Origin of the sequence: Flagellimonas sp. MMG031 (assembly GCF_040112705.1) — a bacterium.
GTDB lineage: Bacteria > Bacteroidota > Bacteroidia > Flavobacteriales > Flavobacteriaceae > Flagellimonas.
In genome coordinates this window covers 3,292,697-3,309,464 of record NZ_CP157804.1, presented here as the reverse complement: position 1 = coordinate 3,309,464, position 16,768 = coordinate 3,292,697, and the positions used below count along the sequence as shown (strand labels likewise).

Here is a 16,768-nt window from a genome sequence, read left to right as displayed (position 1 = left end):
GCTACGCGAGTTTATTGTTGATAATGGTCCTTACAATGTCCACGGCCACCGTATTGTAGTGGTTGTTCGGGATAATGATGTCGGCAAACTCCTTTGACGGCTCTATAAATTGAAGGTGCATGGGTTTTACGGCAGTTTGATACCGCGTAAGCACTTTCTTCAGGTCATGCCCTCGTTCTTGCGTGTCCCTTTGCAGCCTTCGTATCAAGCGTTCGTCCGAATCGGCATGCACAAAGATCTTAATATCGAACATATCCCTAAGCTTAGGGTTGCTCAGCACCAAAATGCCCTCCACGATCATCACTTTTCTGGGCGGAGTGGGAATGGTCTCCTTCATCCGGGTCTCTTCCACAAAGGAATAGATGGGGGTATCGATGGTTTTTCCCTCTTTCAACAATTGGATATGCTCGATCAAAAGGTCAAAGTCTATCGAATTGGGGTGATCAAAGTTTACCATGGCCCTTTCTTCCTTGGTCAAATGGGAAAGATCGTTATAATAGGAATCTTGGGAAATAACCCCAACCTCGTCCATCGGCAGCTGCTCCACAATCTGGTTCACCACCGTAGTTTTACCGCATCCCGTGCCGCCTGCAATCCCTAAGATCAGCATAGTTCAAATTTTGGCATCAAAAATAAACAAATGATTACATCTCCTGCCCAATTACGACACAACATAATTAAGGAAGATTAAGATAGCAATTAATGATCATTGTCATAATTATTGGTTTCGATCGGCCATAGCTTTGTATGAATTCTAATGCAATACCCTTATATTTATCAAGCTAACCAATGGAAATTTTTGATATGAATGATTCTTATTCGGTCAAGGTTGGGGATGACTTTGACTTTACACTTTCCAAGGATGCGATTTCTTCGTTGGATTTGATCAAGACTGGTGATGGGGCCTATCATTTATTGAAGGATGGCACATCGTACCACGTAAAGATCCTGGATTCCCACTTCAATAAAGGAACCTATACCATTAGCATTAACGGTAGCGAATACGAAACCGCTATACAGACCCCTTTGGATGAACTGATCAAAAAAATGGGTTTTGCCGTGAATGCCGGAAAAAACATCGACTCCATTTCAGCGCCCATGCCGGGATTGATTCTGGATATTTTGGTGGAAGAAGGACAGGAGGTGAACGAAGAGGACCAGTTATTGATCTTGGAGGCGATGAAAATGGAAAACATCATCACCTCGCCTCGACAGGGGGTAATCAAAAGCGTTAGCGTATCCAAAGGCGACGCCGTAGAGAAAAAACAATTGTTGATCGAATTTGAATAAAGCAACATGAAAAAAATATTGATTGCCAATCGTGGCGAAATCGCTGTAAGGGTGATGAAGACCGTCAAAAAAATGGGAATAAAAACCGTTGCCGTTTATTCTGAGGTCGACAGAAACGCTCCCCATGTATTGTTCGCCGACGAAGCCGTCTGTATCGGCGAAGCACCCTCGAACAAATCCTATCTCAAAGGGGACAAGATCATTGAAGTGGCCAAAAAACTCCAAGTGGATGGCATCCATCCCGGTTATGGCTTTTTAAGTGAAAATGCTGATTTTGCCGAAGCCGTCGAAAACAGCGGAATTACCTTTATTGGTCCAAAATCCAAGGCCATCCGAATTATGGGAAGCAAACTAGCGGCCAAGGAAGCTGTAAAAGCCTATGATATTCCCATGGTTCCCGGTATTGACGAAGCCATTTCGGATGTGGCCAAAGCCCATGAAATTGCCAACGAAGTAGGTTATCCCGTATTGATCAAGGCCTCTGCCGGTGGTGGTGGAAAAGGAATGCGTATTGTGGAAAAAGAGGAAGATTTGGAATCCGGGATGAAGCGGGCCATAAGTGAGGCCACTTCCGCCTTTGGCGACGGCTCCGTTTTTGTGGAAAAATATGTGACTTCGCCCAGGCATATCGAGGTACAGGTAATGGCCGATACCCATGGGAATGTGTTGCACTTTTTTGAAAGGGAATGCAGCGTGCAGCGGCGTCACCAAAAGGTAGTGGAGGAAGCTCCCTCTGCCATTTTAACGCCCGAATTGCGCAAAGAAATGGGCGAAGCGGCCTGTAAAGTGGCCAAATCCTGTGACTATATTGGTGCCGGTACCGTCGAATTTTTGATGGACGCCGACCATAATTTTTATTTCTTGGAAATGAACACCCGTCTACAAGTGGAGCATCCGGTGACTGAATTGATCACTGGGGTAGACTTGGTAGAGTTGCAGATAAAAGTGGCCCGTGGCGAAGAATTGCCCATAAAGCAGGAAGACCTTACCATAAATGGACACGCCGTGGAACTTCGGGTATATGCTGAAGACCCTTTGAACGACTTTTTGCCCAGTGTTGGGAATCTGGAGACCTATCAGCTGCCCGTGGGAGAGGGAATTCGGGTGGACAATGGTTTTCGGGAAGGAATGGATATCCCCATTTACTACGACCCCATGCTTTCCAAGCTGATTACCTATGGTAAAACAAGAGAGGAAGCGATTGAACTGATGCTGGACGCCATTCAAAATTATAAGGTAAAAGGAGTACAGGCAACCTTGCCTTTTGGCAGTTTTGTGTTTGCCCACGAAGCCTTCCGTTCTGGGAATTTTGATACCCACTTTGTAAAGAATTATTACGCTCCCGAAATGATAAAGGAACAAACAAGCAACGAAGCGGAAATTGCCGCCATGATTGCCCTTTATCAATTTTTGGAAGACAAGAAAATAGTACGATTACCTTCAAACTGAATCCATGGATCACAAAATAAAAGAATTACAGGACAGAATTGCACAGGCCCATTTGGGCGGTGGTGAAAAACGCATCGAAAAGCAATATCAGAAGAAAAAATTAACGGCCCGCGAACGCGTGCTCTACTTTTTGGATGAAGGCTCTTTCGAGGAAATGGGCATTTTGGTGACCCATCGTACCACCGATTTTGGCATGGATAAGGAAATGTACTATGGCGATGGTGTGGTGACCGGCTACGGAACCGTAAATGGACGGTTGGTATATGTGTACGCCCAAGATTTTACCGTTTTCGGGGGAGCACTTTCAGAAACCCACGCAGAAAAAATCTGTAAGGTGATGGATTTGGCTATGAAGGTAGGCGCACCCGTTATCGGACTCAATGATTCGGGGGGAGCCCGGATACAGGAGGGAGTACGATCGCTAGGCGGTTATGCCGATATTTTTTATCGAAATGTGCAGGCATCCGGGGTGATTCCACAGATTTCGGCCATTATGGGACCTTGTGCCGGTGGGGCGGTATATTCGCCCGCCATGACCGATTTCATCATCATGGTGGAAGAAACCAGTTATATGTTCGTGACAGGGCCCAACGTGGTCAAAACGGTAACCAACGAGACCGTGACTTCGGAAGAATTGGGCGGTGCCAGTACCCACGCTGTAAAATCCGGGGTGGCGCACAGGACTTCGGCCAATGATGCTACCTGTTTGGATGATATCAGAAAACTTTTGGACTATTTACCGCAGAACAATAAGGAAACCACTCCGCTATTGCCATACGAGCTTGGCGATGAAACCCGTGAGGAACTGTCCGACATTGTTCCTGACAATCCGAACAAGCCTTATGACATGCACGATGTGATCAATGGAATTATCGATGCGGATTCCTTTTATGAAATCCATAAGGAGTATGCGGAGAATATTATTACCGGCTTTGCCCGATTGGGTGGACGAAGTATCGGGATCATTGCCAACCAGCCCATGTTCCTGGCCGGGGTTTTGGGAGTAAAAAGCTCGCGCAAGGCGGCGCGATTTACCCGTTTTTGTGATTCGTTCAATATTCCCTTATTGGTCTTGGTGGACGTCCCTGGATTTTTGCCCGGAACGGACCAGGAATGGAGCGGGATTATCGTACATGGTGCCAAATTGCTCTATGCTTTGAGTGAGGCTACGGTGCCCAGAGTTACCGTAATTACCCGAAAAGCCTATGGTGGCGCCTATGATGTGATGAATTCCAAACATATCGGAGCCGATTTCAACTATGCCTGGCCCAGTGCCGAAATTGCGGTCATGGGAGCAAAAGGCGCGAGTGAGATCATTTTTAGACGTGAAATTGCCGCAGCCGACGACCCAGAAGCCAAACTCAAGGAAAAGGAAGCGGAGTATGCCAATAAGTTTGCAAACCCCTATAGGGCCGCGAAGCGTGGTTTTATTGATGAGGTGATTCTGCCCAAAGATACCCGAAGCAAATTATTGAAGACGTTTGCCATGCTGGAAAAGAAAGAGGTGCAAACCCCATGGAAAAAGCATGGGAATATTCCGTTGTAAGCTCGGCAAGTGGTCCAACTTTAAGGTCTGACACGAATGGCACGGATTTTCTCGAAAACCTTAGTTTTTAGATTTTCCGAGATGTCAGGTCGAGCGTAGTCGAGACCTACATGAAGCAAAGGATTTTTTAACGGTTTTAGGCTTATGGTTTTTGAGGCTAAATGGTGTTAAAGACATAGCAATTGACACTGTTGACATCAATGACTCAAATATTCAGCAAAACTGTAGTTTGCGGTTCTTTTGTGCTGTCAGGTCGAGCGCAGTCGAGACCTCAATCCTTGTCAGGATGATATTTAAAATGCGAAGCATTTCTACATTCCGATAAAATTTGAAGCAGGTCCACATCACCAGTGGCAAGGGCAAACTTCTTTTTGGCACTCCACTTTTTTATTTTCTTTTCAAAATAAATGGCTTGCAATACATCATTGAATTCTTGTAAGAAGATAAGTTGGACAGGTCTTCTTCGATAGGTGAACGCCGTTTTGATAGTTCCACTTTGGTGTTCTTTGAGTCGGCGCGCTATATTTTCGGTGATACCCGTGTAGGTTAGTCCATCGGCACATTTTAGGATGTAAACATAGTATAGGTTCATGATTTGGTGGGTCTCGACTGCGCTCGACCTGACACCAAACATAACAAAGTATTTTGAAATGGATCTCGACTGCGCTCGACCTGACAGTTTAACTACAACATCACCGTCTTCCCAGTTTTGACCGATTCATCGGCGGCGAGCACTATTTTAAGGCTATTCACAGCATCGTTCAAATGATCGGTGAGGTCACAGTCGTTTATAATGGCATCGAGCAGATATTCTTGTTCCAACAGGCATAGTCCATCATGGTCCGGTTCGTCCGCAGTGCTGATGATTTCATCCTTTTTGGTAAAATTGCCTTCTGCATTGAGTTCGCTGTGGTGCAGTTTCAAACTACCTGTTTTGGTATGCCCCTCGATATCCTCAGAAGCGCCTTTGTCCAAATCACTAATGGAAACACAGCCTTTCGGACCTATCACATCTTTGATAAAAAAGGCGGTTTCGCTCATCATAGGACCCCAACCTGCCTCGTACCAGCCTACGGAACCATCTTCAAAACGAACCTGTAACTGTCCATAATTGTACATTTCGGTATCCACTTCGTCCGATAAATGGGCACCAATGGCAGAAACACTAATGGGTTTGGAGCGGGTCATGGAACACATCACATCCACATAGTGCACGCCGCAATCCACGATGGGCGACATGGATTTCATCAGTTGCTTATGGGTATACCATTGCTCTCCGGAGCTTTGCTGGTTCAGATTCATGCGCATTACCAAAGGTTTGCCCAAGGCCTGGGCCATTTCGGTAAACTTGGCCCAAGTAGGATGCACCCTCAAAATGTAGCCAACTACCATTTTTCGGTTTTGCTGTAGGGCCAGTGCCACCAAAGTTTCCGCTTCCGCTACGGTTAGGGCAAGGGGTTTCTCCACAAAGACATGGGCATTGGCTTCCAAGGCCATTTTCACATAATTAAAATGCGTATCGGGATAGGTGTTGATGGATACCACATCCGGTTGAGTGGCTCGGAGTGCCTCATTATAGTCCGAAAATGTAGGAGCACCGTCCAGTTCTTTGGAAAGCCGTTCGCGACTTTTGGCCCCTCTACTGACCAATCCTACAATCTCAAAACCTTCCAATTGATGGTATGCGCGTGCATGGGAGGTTCCCATATTGCCGCATCCGACCACTAATACCTTTAAATTGCCCATTGTTTTCAAAGATTTAGCCTTAAAGATAGGGTTATCTTCATTTTTCGCCATGATTTGGAAGAGATAAGGTTTTATAGTTTTTAGAAAGACTTGTAAAATGTTCAACTACAACGATGTATATGTTTCCTTTACATTAAACCTTTCTTAAATGCTTTACCAGTCCAATGGGTATGCCTAATTTTGCCTGATGCAAAAACAACATCAAAAACCCAACTTTGAGTTTGTGGCCCTAATGGCCGCTTTGATGTCCATCGTAGCCCTGGCCATTGATGCCATTCTACCTGCCATTTCCAATATAGGAACGGCCATCAACAGTACCGATCCAACGGATAACCAGTTATTGGTGACCATGATTTTCTTGGGGCTTGGGGTAGGGCAGCTCTTCTTTGGACCCATATCAGACAGTTTTGGAAGAAAGCCAGTGGTTTATATTGGATTTATCATCTTTTTGATTGCAAGTGTCGTCTGCTTGTATGCACCTTCTTTGGAAGTGATGGTCGTTGGCCGCATCTTTCAGGGCATTGGGCTTTCGGCACCTAGAACGATTTCCATTTCCATCATTCGGGATACCTACGTGGGCGATTATATGGCCAAAATCATGTCCTTTGTGGTGGCCTTCTTTATTTTGGTTCCAGTGGTAGCGCCTGCCATTGGTAAGTTGATTCTGGATGCTGCGGGATGGGAGGCTATTTTTTATGTGCAGATGTTCTTTGTTTTGGTCGTTGCCATTTGGTTTTGGAAGCGTCAAAAGGAAACCCTGCATCCCGAGTATAAAATCCCCTTCACGCGGCATGTGTTTATCGATGGGGTAAAGGAATTTGTGAAATATCGTGAAACCGTGGCCTTTACGTTGACATCTGGATTGGTGACAGGCGCATTTTTAGTGTATTTGAGCTCGGCCCAGCATATTTTTGAAGATCAATATGCCTTAAAGGAAATGTTCCCTTATATTTTTGCGGGCTTGGCCGTTTCCATTGGACTTTCCACTTTTTTGAACGGAACCTTGGTGATGCGCTTCGGGATGCGAAAACTGTCTTTAATGGCAACGATTGTTTTTTGCATTGTCGCCTTAACGTATTCCATTGTATTCCTTAATACGCCCAATCCCAGTATTTACGTGCTGGTAGGGTTCTTGTCCATTCAGTTTTTCTGCCTTGGGTTTATGTGGGGTAACTTCCGTTCCATTGCTATGGAGCCTATCGGTCATATAGCAGGTATTGGTGCTGCTATCAATGGATTTGTATCTACTTTGCTGTCCATTCCCATAGCAACCTTTATTGGGGAATTTGTAAAAGAAACGGTATGGCCGCTTTTTGCTGGCTTGGCCATTTGCGGTCTTTGCGCCCTTGCCATTTTCCTTCTGGTGAACAAGCCCAAACGAAAAAGGGTGGTCACCACTTAATCTTCTTGGGGGAAATATACCTCTCCGCTACAGGAATCTGAAGTGGCTCCGGTCACAGATTTTAAAACATTGGTCCTTCCTTGGAGTCTCAGCACCCCCATTAGTGCGAAAACTAGGGCTTCTTTGTAGGCAATCAGGGTTTTATCAGGAACTACCACTTCTACGTCGTCGCCCAAGGCAGTTTGCAGGCTATCCATAAAAAACCGGTTGAGAGCGCCTCCGCCAGTGGCCAATAATTTATGTTTATCAGGCTTGTCGGCTTTGTGTTGATGGACGGCCAAGGCAATCTGCTCGCAATTATGATGGATAAAAGTATGCAGCAAATCTGGATTAGAGGCCGATGAGTTTTCAATCAACGGGACAATTTGCGAGGTAAACCATTCGTAGCCAGTAGACTTGGGGTAGGGGAGCTTATAATATTCCAAAGTATTGAGTTCATTTAAAAGTGTTGTGTCCAATTTCCCCGACCGTGCCAGTTGACCATTTTTATCGTAGGCCATTCCCATTTTGTGGGTGATATAGTTCAGCGGCATATTGGCCAATCCAATATCGTAAGCGATACGTTTGCCATTTTTTTCAAAGGAGATATTGCTGATGCCCCCGAGATTCAGACAAAAATCGTATTCGTGGAACAATAACCTGTCGCCAATGGGCACCAACGGAGCGCCTTGTCCCTTTAAGGAAACATCCTTAGTCCTGAAATCGCAGACCACTTGCTTTCCGGAGATATTCGCCGAAAGCTGTCCATCGCCCAATTGAAAGGTGACACCATCTTCGGGGCGGTGATGTGATGTGTGGCCATGACTGGCAATAAAGTCTACCTCTTCGCCAAGTTCGTCCAAAAACAAACGGCACTGTTGCCCTAACCAGATGCCATAATCTTTGTGCAATTGTGCATGTTCTTCCTCGGAAAGATGAATTGCATTTTTGAGGTATTCCCGCATATCTTCCGAGTATTCAATTTCGGCCGTGTTTTTAATGCGAAAATTCCAAGTTCCGTTGGCTTCCCAAATATGGCAATAGGCCATGTCCAAGCCATCCAGCGAGGTGCCGGACATCAGCCCCAAAACTTTATAAGTGCTCATACCCGATACTTTTTGAGACTATTAAAAATAACAAATTGTGGGCTCATGGTCGAAAAGTTTTTAGTTGAATAGGAAGCTGTCCTTTTGCCTTGATTTTTCCGGAGAAATGGGCGAAAGCGACCTTTTGGAACGCTTCAAAATCTTGATACGCCAAAACTACATTGGCGTGGGGCGGCAACTCTAAAATATCCAGTACATATGGATTGCCGAACAGGTACAGCAACACATTCTTTTTCTGAAGAAGTTTTTGAAGGGAATCGACGGTTTTTTCGTCCATCCCAAACTTATTTTTAGGTTTTACCGCAGGCGGAAATAAGCTTACTACGACATTCTGCTGATTGGACTGTAAAGCGGTATCCAAATCAACCGTTTTTGAACCAAAGTGTATCGAAATCTCTTCGGCAAACCAGTTTTTCTTGCCAAAAGACACAGAAACGCTCAAAAATCCTGACGATTTAATGTGGTCAGCCATGACTTTGTCTCCATACAGTTCCGTGATGGTATTTTCTGCTATGGTATGGTTCAATTCAGAATACGCAATAACATCAATTTCTTTGGATTCTCTTTCTTGGGAAAACATTTTTTCTTTTAGCTTCCAGACCCTATCAAAACTCTCTTGAATGCGTTGCTCCGATGCACTGGAAAGGATGGCATCCACACCTTCTTTTACGTGCTCACTGAAACATAGCACATCCATCCCAGCATCAAAAGCCGCTTTCTCCAATGTTCCTTTTTTGGGGAATTTTTTGGAAACGGCATGCATGTTCAACGCATCTGAAATGACAACACCTTTAAAGCCCAGTTGATCTCTGAGCAATTCCGTAATTATTTTTGATGAGGTGGTGGAAGGATTCTCGGCATCCAATTGGGGCAAAAGCAAATGGCCTACCATAACCGAGTCAACCCCCATATCAATGAGTTTTTTGAAAGGATACAGTTCGTTCTCAAATAATTCGTCCAAAGATTTATCGATTACTGGAAGTCCTAAATGGGAGTCCGTGGCGGTATCGCCATGCCCTGGAAAATGTTTAATGGAGTTTAAGGTTCCACTGTCTTGCATACCTTTTAAGAAAGCCTCAGCTTTCCCAACAACACTTTCCCTGTTGTCGCCAAAAGACCGATAACCGATGACCGGATTTTCTGGATTGTTGTTGATATCCACAACAGGAGCCAGATTCCATTGGATTCCTGCCTTTTCGCAGTCATTCCCAATAGCTTTTCCAACTTGATGGATAAGTTCGTCTCTATCGATAAGTGCCCCAAGGGTGATCGCGTATGGGTATTGCGGCGTATTTTCAATGCGCATGGCCAGCCCCCATTCGGCATCGATTGCAATCAGCAAAGGAATGGTCGCCGCCTTTTGATACCGTTCAATAAGGTCCAAGAGTCGGTCGTAGCTCTTCTCGTTGTGCACAATGACTTTTTTCCCTTCAAAATTAGTGGCCGCACTGGCCCGACTATGAAAGAAACAAATGGAACCTACGTGATGTTCACGGATAAGCTGTTCCATTTTATGTACTTCGGCTTCGGTATCGTTGATGAATGCGGCTGGCATGAACAACTGTCCTGCCTTTTGTTTCAAGGTCAAAGGTTCCTTTGGAAGGCTAAAAGGTTGAATCGTTTTATTCATTGGATTCTACTGTTTTTTTACCGTAATCTGCGGGATATTTTAGGTAACGGAGCACAAGGAATGCGGGGAGCGCAGCGACCACCACCCAAATGAAGAAGCCGTCGTATCCCAGCCATTCCTGAATATACCCGCTCAACATTCCCGGAAGCATCATCCCCAAGGCCATGAAGCCGGTGGCGATAGCGTAGTGCGATGTTTTTGAGGCTCCTTCGGCCACATAAATGAGATACATCAAAAAGGCAGCAAAACCAAACCCATAGCCAAACTGTTCTAGTACCACGGTACCCACAACTGCATATATGCTGGTGGTTTGCGAAATCGCCAAAATGGCATAGAGTGCATTGGGCAGATTCAGGGACAACAGCATCGGGAGCATCCACTTTTTTAAACCGTCCCTCGATATCAAAATACCGCCCAGGATACCGCCCAGCGATAGCATGATTACGCCTACAGTGCCGTAAATGGTCCCCACAGCCTCGGTGGAGTAGGCCAGTCCGCCTACCTCCAATTCATCCAACAGAAAAGGGGATGCCATTTTTACCAATTGTGACTCGCCCAATCGATAAGTAAGAATGAACAGCAAAGCGACACCGATTTGGTGTTTCTTGAAAAAAATGGCAAAAACTTGAAAGAAACCTGCTGGTTTTTCCGATGACGTAGGTGTGGATGCTTCAAACTTAGGTGCGGATAAAAAATTGGCAACGGTCAAACCTATCATGAGTACCGAAGCGGTAATCATGGTTACGGACCACGCCTTGGTATTGTCTCCATACTGATTTTCCAAGAAGCCGGCAAAAATCACTAGTAATCCTTGCCCTGTGACCATGGCCAATCGGTAAAATGTGCTTCTTAGTCCAATAAAGAAGGATTGTTTTTTCTGGGTGAGACCGATCATGTAATAGCCATCGGAGGCAATATCGTTGGTGGCCGAGGCGAAGGCAGCCATCCAAAAGAAGGCCAATGTGATGATAAAGAACGAATTGGAAGCCAAAAAGAGACCAATGCCCAAAAAAGCAAAGGAAATGAGCAACTGCATCCCTAAAAACCATTTTCGTTTGGTACCGTTCAGATCCACAAGTGGGCTCCACAAGGGTTTAATCACCCATGGGAGGTATAGCCAACTCGTGTAGAGTCCGATTTCTGCATTACCAATACCTAAGCGTTTGTAAATGATCACGGAGACCGTAACTACTAAAATGTAGGGTATGCCTTGGGTGAAATAGAGGAACGGTATCCATAACCAGGCGTTTTTGTCTTTTGGCGCTACATTCACTTTGTTTGTTTTTTTAGGTTGCGATATAAATGTTTATGTGCGTTGGGTGTCAACTTACTATTTGGTATTGATTTGGTTTTGGTTCATTGGTACGGTTTGTAAACGACTTTGATTGCCATAAGCATCGCTTACTCCGATCATTATTTCTTTTCGAAGATGCTTTTTGTCCAAATCAAACACATAGCAACCTTCGATATCACTTTCAGAAAGATATTGCTTTCCAATGAGTTGAGGACCTTCCTTGCCTGATTTGTACAGATTCAAAAATCGGGGAATATTATCCACGTGACGGATGCAAATCTCCAATGTCTGATTCTTCAATTTTGTGGAGGATATGGCAGGGAGTTGTAGCTGTCGAACCACCTTATTCAATGGACCGGGGGTTTCGGATGGAAGCGGATATAACTTCCTCTGCAATTTCCGAGTTATCTTTTCGTGATTGCCCATCAAGGATTTGGCACTGAAAAAGATGTTTCCGTCAATGTTTTCCAAATTTCGGGCAAAGTTGAGCTGTTGGGGTATCTCCCTTTTTCTGTCCCAAGCTTTGTCTGGATTATTTTTGACCTTGTAAGCACCATTTCCTATGTACAAATGGGTGTTGGGAGCATGCTCTGCCCACCATTTGGTAATCACTTTGTGAGAGGCCACAGGATAGTCCATGCTCCAATACACTTGTGGGGCCAAATAGTCCAACCAGCCTTGTTGAACCCATAAAATAGGGTCGGCATAAAGGTCTTCGTAGGTGGTTTGCCCAGCTTTGGTGTCGGAACCCCTTGGGTCCGTATCCCGGTTTTTCCAGACCCCAAACGGGCTTATCCCGAACTGTACCCAAGGTTTGTGTTTTTTGATGGTGCTATGGACGCTCTTTACCAGTGAATCCACATTGCTTCGTCGCCAATCTTCCAAGGATTGTCCCGGTAGCGCATAGGTGGAGTAGGCTTCGGCATCATCGAAAGTTTCGCCCTCTACTTTATAGGGATAGAAATAGTCATCAAAATGGATGGCGTCTATCTCGTAATTGGTGACGAGTTCCTCTATAATGGCGTTGAATTTTTCCCTGACTTCGGGAAGTCCGGGATTATAATAGTTTTTGTTGCCATAGGTAACAATCCAATCGGGGTGTTGAAAGTAATCATGGGTTTCCGATAAGGTGGAAGTATTAAGACTTACGGTGGCACGGTAGGGATTGAGCCATGCGTGAAATTCCATGCCCCTTTTGTGGGTTTCCGAAATCATCCATTCCAGTGGTTTGTCAAATCCCTTCGGGGCTTCACCCTCGGTACCTGAGAGGTATCTGGACCAAGGGGCCAAAGCAGTAGGGTAAAGTGCATCCCCGGCAGTTCGTACTTGAACTATGGCAGCATTGAAATTCAAATTTTGATAGAATTCCAAAATATCGATAAAGTCCTTCTTTTTTTTGGCGACTTCATCTTCAGGATGTTTGGGCCAATCGATGTTGGCCACGGTGGCAACCCAAACGCCCCTAAATTCTTGTTTGGGTGGTTTGGTCGTTGCACAGGATAAGAGAAAAAGTATGGGGATTAAAGTTAAAAATCGATGCATTGAAAAAAGTAAAAGGCCTACTTGTGCATTAAATGTAGGCCTTTTTGCTAGATTAAATTAAACAACTAACAACTTAAAAGAGTGTTATTTTAAAAACGATAGCGCACAAAACCTTCCATGGCTTCATATTCGGCCATACCCAGTTGATTGTAGCGGTTTGCAGTTTCCTTGTTTCTTTGCTCAGCCCTTTGCCAGAATTCCCTTTTGTCGTTTCCGGGGAACATGGCACTATCCTTTTGGGACTGGTGCTTAAAAATGGCGTTGATTTTTCGGGTCATATCCTTAGGACCGATGGGTACCGCCATTTCCATATCTGCAATATCCCATTCTTGCCAAGCTCCACGGTAGAGCCAAACGTAGCAGTTTCTGATCCAATCGGAGCCTTCGTCAACCAGTCGCTGTATGGCTTTGTAGATAACGTCCAAGCAAACTCGGTGAGTGCCATGGGGGTCGGAAAGGTCGCCTGCCGCAAATATTTGGTGTGGCTTGAGTTTCTGTAAGAGGTCGTAGGTGATTTGCACATCTTCCTCGGAAAGTGGTTTTTTACGTACCGCTCCAGTTTCATAAAAAGGAAGGTTCTGGAAGTGGGCATTCTCCTCGGGTACTCCGCAGTATCGGCAGGCAGCTAAGGCTTCCCCTTTTCGGATGAGCCCTTTAAACTTCTGTACCTCAGGACTGTCTAGCTCCCCAGGCTTTTTGTTGGCCAAGAACTTTCGTACTTCCTTGAACTTTTTCTGCAGTTCTTTGTTGTCTTTTTGTACATCGGTGGCAAAATCCAGAAAACGGATGACCTCATCATCAAAAACGGCAATGTTTCCCGAGGTTTGGTAAGCCACATGCACATGATGTCCTTGGTCCACCAAGCGCAACAAGGTGCCTCCCATGGAAATCACATCGTCATCGGGGTGCGGACTAAAGATCAAGGATGTTTTGGGATGAGGTTGCGCTCGCTCCGGCCTTTGACTGTCATCAGCATTCGGTTTTCCGCCCGGCCAGCCAGTAATGGTTCGTTGTAATTGGTTAAAAACGGAAAGGTTGATCTGTTCAGCGGACCCAACTTCGGCAATAAGGTTACCCATACCATGTTCGTTGTAGTCCTCGTTGGTCAATTTTAAAAGGGCCTTGTTCAATTTTTCGGACAGCCAGATGGAGGCGGTCTTGATGAGTTTTTCATCCCAATCACATTCGCTCACCAACCACGGGGTCTTGACCCTGGTCAGGTAAGAAGAAGCGGCATCATCCAGTACAAAGTCACAATTAGTGTGGTGCTGCAAGAATGTCGCAGGAACAGATTCCTTTATTTCCCCTTCCACAGCTTGTTGAACTATGGGTGCCTTGCCTTCGCCCCATGCCATGATGATGATTCTTTTGGCATCCATAATGGTGCCGACACCCATGGTGATGGCACGGCGCGGTACGTTTTCCTCACCAAAGAAATCACTTGCCGCATCCAAACGGGTCACACGGTCCAAACGAACCAAACGCGTTTTGGAATTGAGGGATGAACCAGGCTCGTTGAAACCGATGTGTCCGGTTCGGCCGATACCTAAAACTTGAATATCAATGCCGCCAACATTTTTGATTTTTTCCTCATAATCCAAACAATACTTTCGAATCTCTTCCTTGGGCAAGCTACCATCTGGAATATGCACGTTGTGGGGCTCAATATCGATATGGTCGAACAGATGCTCGTTCATAAAACGAACATAGCTATGAATGGAGTCGGGCTCCATGGGGAAATATTCATCCAAATTGAAGGTGACTACATTTTTAAAGCTCAGTCTGCCCTCTTTGTGGAATTGCACCAAATAGTCGTACACCTTTGTTGGTGTAGATCCCGTAGCGAGACCAAGAACCGCTTTTTGCCCTTGCTCTTGCTTTTGCTTGATCAAGCTGGCAATTTCGTTGGCCACATACCAGGATGCACTTTGCGAATCTTGATAAATGTGGGTGTTGATTTTTTCGAACTTGACGATTTCGGCATCCAAAGGTTCTCGTTTGATGGGATTGTTGGCTAATTCTTGCATGTTTAATTTGCTTTTTACCAGTTTTACAGGACAAATATAGACTAAAAAAGCAAATACCTGCAATAATTTGCAATATATTTGCATTTAATTGCAGTTTTAGGTAAGAAATAACATTCTGTTTACATACAGCTTGTTTTCTGCAATTGTTTTTACTTTTGATTTTTGGATGAAAACATCAATCCCATGCTAAAGGAAGAAAGACAACACGCCATACTGAACGAGGTAGAGCTCCATAATAAAGTTTTACTGGCCGATTTGGCCGATAAATTGAACGTTTCGGTGGATACCGTCAGAAGGGACGTGAAGGAACTGGACGAGGAAAACCTATTGGTTAAAGTACATGGGGGAGCGGTTTCCCTAGGCTTTTCCAACCATAGTCCCCAAAGAAACAATGTATATGCCTTGGACAAGAAGGTTGCCATCGCCAAAAAGGCGATTGCCTTGCTACGCAACAATAGCGTTATTTTGATTGATGGAGGAACCACTTGTTTGGAGATGGCCAAATTATTGCCTGTAAATCTGAAACTGACCTGTTTTACACTGAGTCTCCCTGTAGCCATGGAATTGCTTCGCAAACCGAATGTGGAGACCATCTTTATTGGTGGTACCTTGTCGCGCGATTCGCAGATTGCCATGGGACCCAGTGCCATTCATGCCCTTTCCGAAATAAAGGTGGATTATAGTTTTATCGGTACGGGCTATGTAGATACCGAATTTGGGCTCACCGAGTTTGACTGGGATGTGGTACAGACCAAGAAGGCGGTCATCAATGCCTCCAAGAAGGCAGTGCTCTTGTGCATCTCCGAAAAATTGAATTCGCAGCATCGATTCAAGACGTGCAGTTTGAATGTGATCAATACCATGATTACGGAACTGGAGCCCTGGGACACCAAACTTGATGCCTTTAAAAACCTGAACACACAAATACTCTAAATATAGTAATGGACAAGCATAAAAGGATTACCGAAGCACCTTCCAATTATGATGGATTGGAACAAATGGATGCGCTGGATATCGTGACCCACATCAACCAAGAGGATAAAAAAGTAGCAGATGCCGTGGAAAAGGTACTTCAGCAAATCGCAAAGGTAATCGATGAAACGGCAAAGCGTTTTGAGCAAGGGGGGAGGTTATTTTACATAGGTGCAGGAACCAGTGGAAGGCTGGGCATATTGGATGCTTCTGAAATACCACCAACATTTGGAATGCCCCATGAAAGGGTAATCGGACTTATTGCGGGAGGCGACCAAGCGATACGAAAGGCAGTTGAGTTTGCCGAAGATGATACCGAGCAAGCTTGGAAGGACCTTTTGGAATATGGGATAAACGAAAACGATGTTCTGGTCGGAATTGCAGCTTCCGGCACCACTCCCTATGTTTTGGGAGGAATTGCGGATGCCAATGCCCATGGCATTTTAACAGTGGGTATAACCAATAATCCAGGTTCACCATTGGCGAATGCGGCAACCATTCCCATCGAAGTGAACGTGGGACCGGAGTTTTTAACAGGAAGTACCCGAATGAAGAGCGGGACCAGTCAAAAATTGGTACTCAACATGATTTCCACAGGATTGATGATTCGGATTGGTAGGGTGAAAGGGAACAAAATGGTGAACATGCAGTTAAGCAACACCAAATTGGTAGATCGAGGAACGCGTTACATCATGGAAGAGTTGGGTCTCAACTACGAAGAGGCTGAAAAAGCACTCAAGCAATATGGCTCCGTAAAATTGGCCGTGGATGCCTTAAAAAAATAG

14 protein-coding genes are annotated in these 16,768 nt (G+C 45.1%); 6 read left to right on the top strand and 8 right to left on the bottom strand.

Annotation, left to right across the window (positions count from 1 at the left end; genetic code table 11):
* Nucleotide 1 precedes the first annotated feature (1 nt).
* On the bottom strand, nucleotides 2-610 hold the full coding sequence (gene udk, locus ABNE31_RS14960; protein ID WP_349351715.1) for a uridine kinase: 609 nt from the start codon (nucleotides 608-610) through the stop codon (nucleotides 2-4).
* A gap of 194 nt (nucleotides 611-804) precedes the next feature.
* Between udk and ABNE31_RS14955 the strand changes: the two genes are divergently transcribed.
* The 3 genes from ABNE31_RS14955 to ABNE31_RS14945 are packed head-to-tail and all read left to right on the top strand — an operon-like array spanning nucleotide 805 to nucleotide 4,285.
* Nucleotides 805-1,290 carry an acetyl-CoA carboxylase biotin carboxyl carrier protein subunit gene (locus ABNE31_RS14955; RefSeq protein ID WP_293284672.1) on the top strand — a complete coding sequence of 162 codons (486 nt, stop codon included), beginning with the start codon at nucleotides 805-807 and terminating at the stop codon, nucleotides 1,288-1,290.
* A 6-nt stretch (nucleotides 1,291-1,296) separates the two neighbouring features.
* On the top strand, nucleotides 1,297-2,739 hold the full coding sequence (gene accC / locus ABNE31_RS14950) for an acetyl-CoA carboxylase biotin carboxylase subunit (RefSeq protein WP_349351714.1): 1,443 nt from the start codon (nucleotides 1,297-1,299) through the stop codon (nucleotides 2,737-2,739).
* Nucleotides 2,740-2,743: 4 nt separating this feature from the next.
* On the top strand, nucleotides 2,744-4,285 hold the full coding sequence (locus tag ABNE31_RS14945; RefSeq protein ID WP_349351713.1) for an acyl-CoA carboxylase subunit beta: 1,542 nt from the start codon (nucleotides 2,744-2,746) through the stop codon (nucleotides 4,283-4,285).
* A gap of 271 nt (nucleotides 4,286-4,556) precedes the next feature.
* Here ABNE31_RS14945 and ABNE31_RS14940 read toward each other — a convergent pair whose 3' ends face one another.
* On the bottom strand, nucleotides 4,557-4,877 hold the full coding sequence (locus ABNE31_RS14940; RefSeq protein ID WP_349351712.1) for a GIY-YIG nuclease family protein: 321 nt from the start codon (nucleotides 4,875-4,877) through the stop codon (nucleotides 4,557-4,559).
* Between the two features lie 92 nt (nucleotides 4,878-4,969).
* Nucleotides 4,970-6,031, bottom strand: coding sequence for a Gfo/Idh/MocA family oxidoreductase (locus ABNE31_RS14935; RefSeq protein ID WP_349351711.1), 1,062 nt, complete (start codon nucleotides 6,029-6,031; stop codon nucleotides 4,970-4,972).
* Nucleotides 6,032-6,218: 187 nt separating this feature from the next.
* Here ABNE31_RS14935 and ABNE31_RS14930 point away from each other — a divergent pair, with 187 nt between their 5' ends.
* Nucleotides 6,219-7,433: a multidrug effflux MFS transporter gene (locus ABNE31_RS14930; protein ID WP_349351710.1), complete on the top strand. Its 1,215-nt coding sequence runs from the start codon at nucleotides 6,219-6,221 to the stop codon at nucleotides 7,431-7,433.
* Here ABNE31_RS14930 and ABNE31_RS14925 read toward each other — a convergent pair.
* The 5 genes from ABNE31_RS14925 to nagB all read right to left on the bottom strand — a co-directional run bounded on the left by ABNE31_RS14925 (nucleotide 7,430) and on the right by nagB (nucleotide 15,011).
* Complete coding sequence (locus ABNE31_RS14925) at nucleotides 7,430-8,518, bottom strand: anhydro-N-acetylmuramic acid kinase (protein ID WP_349351709.1); 1,089 nt, start codon at nucleotides 8,516-8,518, stop codon at nucleotides 7,430-7,432. The genes ABNE31_RS14930 and ABNE31_RS14925 overlap by 4 nt on opposite strands.
* A 43-nt stretch (nucleotides 8,519-8,561) precedes the next feature.
* Nucleotides 8,562-10,148 (bottom strand): glycoside hydrolase family 3 protein, encoded by a 1,587-nt coding sequence (locus ABNE31_RS14920; protein ID WP_349351708.1) that lies wholly within the window; start codon nucleotides 10,146-10,148, stop codon nucleotides 8,562-8,564.
* Complete coding sequence (locus tag ABNE31_RS14915) at nucleotides 10,141-11,421, bottom strand: MFS transporter (protein WP_349351707.1); 1,281 nt, start codon at nucleotides 11,419-11,421, stop codon at nucleotides 10,141-10,143. The genes ABNE31_RS14920 and ABNE31_RS14915 overlap by 8 nt, the downstream gene beginning before the upstream one ends.
* A gap of 57 nt (nucleotides 11,422-11,478) precedes the next feature.
* The gene (locus ABNE31_RS14910) at nucleotides 11,479-12,984 is read right to left on the bottom strand and encodes a family 10 glycosylhydrolase (protein WP_349351706.1); all 1,506 of its coding nucleotides are present in this window, start codon (nucleotides 12,982-12,984) and stop codon (nucleotides 11,479-11,481) included.
* An 89-nt stretch (nucleotides 12,985-13,073) separates the two neighbouring features.
* Complete coding sequence (gene nagB / locus ABNE31_RS14905; protein WP_349351705.1) at nucleotides 13,074-15,011, bottom strand: glucosamine-6-phosphate deaminase; 1,938 nt, start codon at nucleotides 15,009-15,011, stop codon at nucleotides 13,074-13,076.
* Between the two features lie 183 nt (nucleotides 15,012-15,194).
* Between nagB and ABNE31_RS14900 the strand changes: the two genes are divergently transcribed.
* Complete coding sequence (locus ABNE31_RS14900) at nucleotides 15,195-15,944, top strand: DeoR/GlpR family DNA-binding transcription regulator (RefSeq protein WP_293284691.1); 750 nt, start codon at nucleotides 15,195-15,197, stop codon at nucleotides 15,942-15,944.
* Nucleotides 15,945-15,952: 8 nt separating this feature from the next.
* A complete protein-coding gene (gene murQ, locus ABNE31_RS14895; protein ID WP_349351704.1) occupies nucleotides 15,953-16,768 on the top strand; it encodes an N-acetylmuramic acid 6-phosphate etherase in 816 nt (271 codons plus the stop codon).

Bases quoted from the DNA above. Each gene is read 5' to 3' on its own strand.
- ABNE31_RS14900 (WP_293284691.1), top strand. From the start codon at position 15,195: ATGCTAAAGGAAGAAAGACAACACGCCATACTGAACGAGGTAGAGCTC.
- ABNE31_RS14910 (WP_349351706.1), bottom strand. From the start codon at position 12,984: ATGCATCGATTTTTAACTTTAATCCCCATACTTTTTCTCTTATCCTGT.
- nagB (WP_349351705.1), bottom strand. From the start codon at position 15,011: ATGCAAGAATTAGCCAACAATCCCATCAAACGAGAACCTTTGGATGCC.
- ABNE31_RS14945 (WP_349351713.1), top strand. From the start codon at position 2,744: ATGGATCACAAAATAAAAGAATTACAGGACAGAATTGCACAGGCCCAT.
- ABNE31_RS14940 (WP_349351712.1), bottom strand. From the start codon at position 4,877: ATGAACCTATACTATGTTTACATCCTAAAATGTGCCGATGGACTAACC.
- ABNE31_RS14920 (WP_349351708.1), bottom strand. From the start codon at position 10,148: ATGAATAAAACGATTCAACCTTTTAGCCTTCCAAAGGAACCTTTGACC.
- udk (WP_349351715.1), bottom strand. From the start codon at position 610: ATGCTGATCTTAGGGATTGCAGGCGGCACGGGATGCGGTAAAACTACG.
- accC (WP_349351714.1), top strand. From the start codon at position 1,297: ATGAAAAAAATATTGATTGCCAATCGTGGCGAAATCGCTGTAAGGGTG.
- ABNE31_RS14955 (WP_293284672.1), top strand. From the start codon at position 805: ATGAATGATTCTTATTCGGTCAAGGTTGGGGATGACTTTGACTTTACA.
- ABNE31_RS14930 (WP_349351710.1), top strand. From the start codon at position 6,219: ATGCAAAAACAACATCAAAAACCCAACTTTGAGTTTGTGGCCCTAATG.
- murQ (WP_349351704.1), top strand. From the start codon at position 15,953: ATGGACAAGCATAAAAGGATTACCGAAGCACCTTCCAATTATGATGGA.
- ABNE31_RS14935 (WP_349351711.1), bottom strand. From the start codon at position 6,031: ATGGGCAATTTAAAGGTATTAGTGGTCGGATGCGGCAATATGGGAACC.
- ABNE31_RS14925 (WP_349351709.1), bottom strand. From the start codon at position 8,518: ATGAGCACTTATAAAGTTTTGGGGCTGATGTCCGGCACCTCGCTGGAT.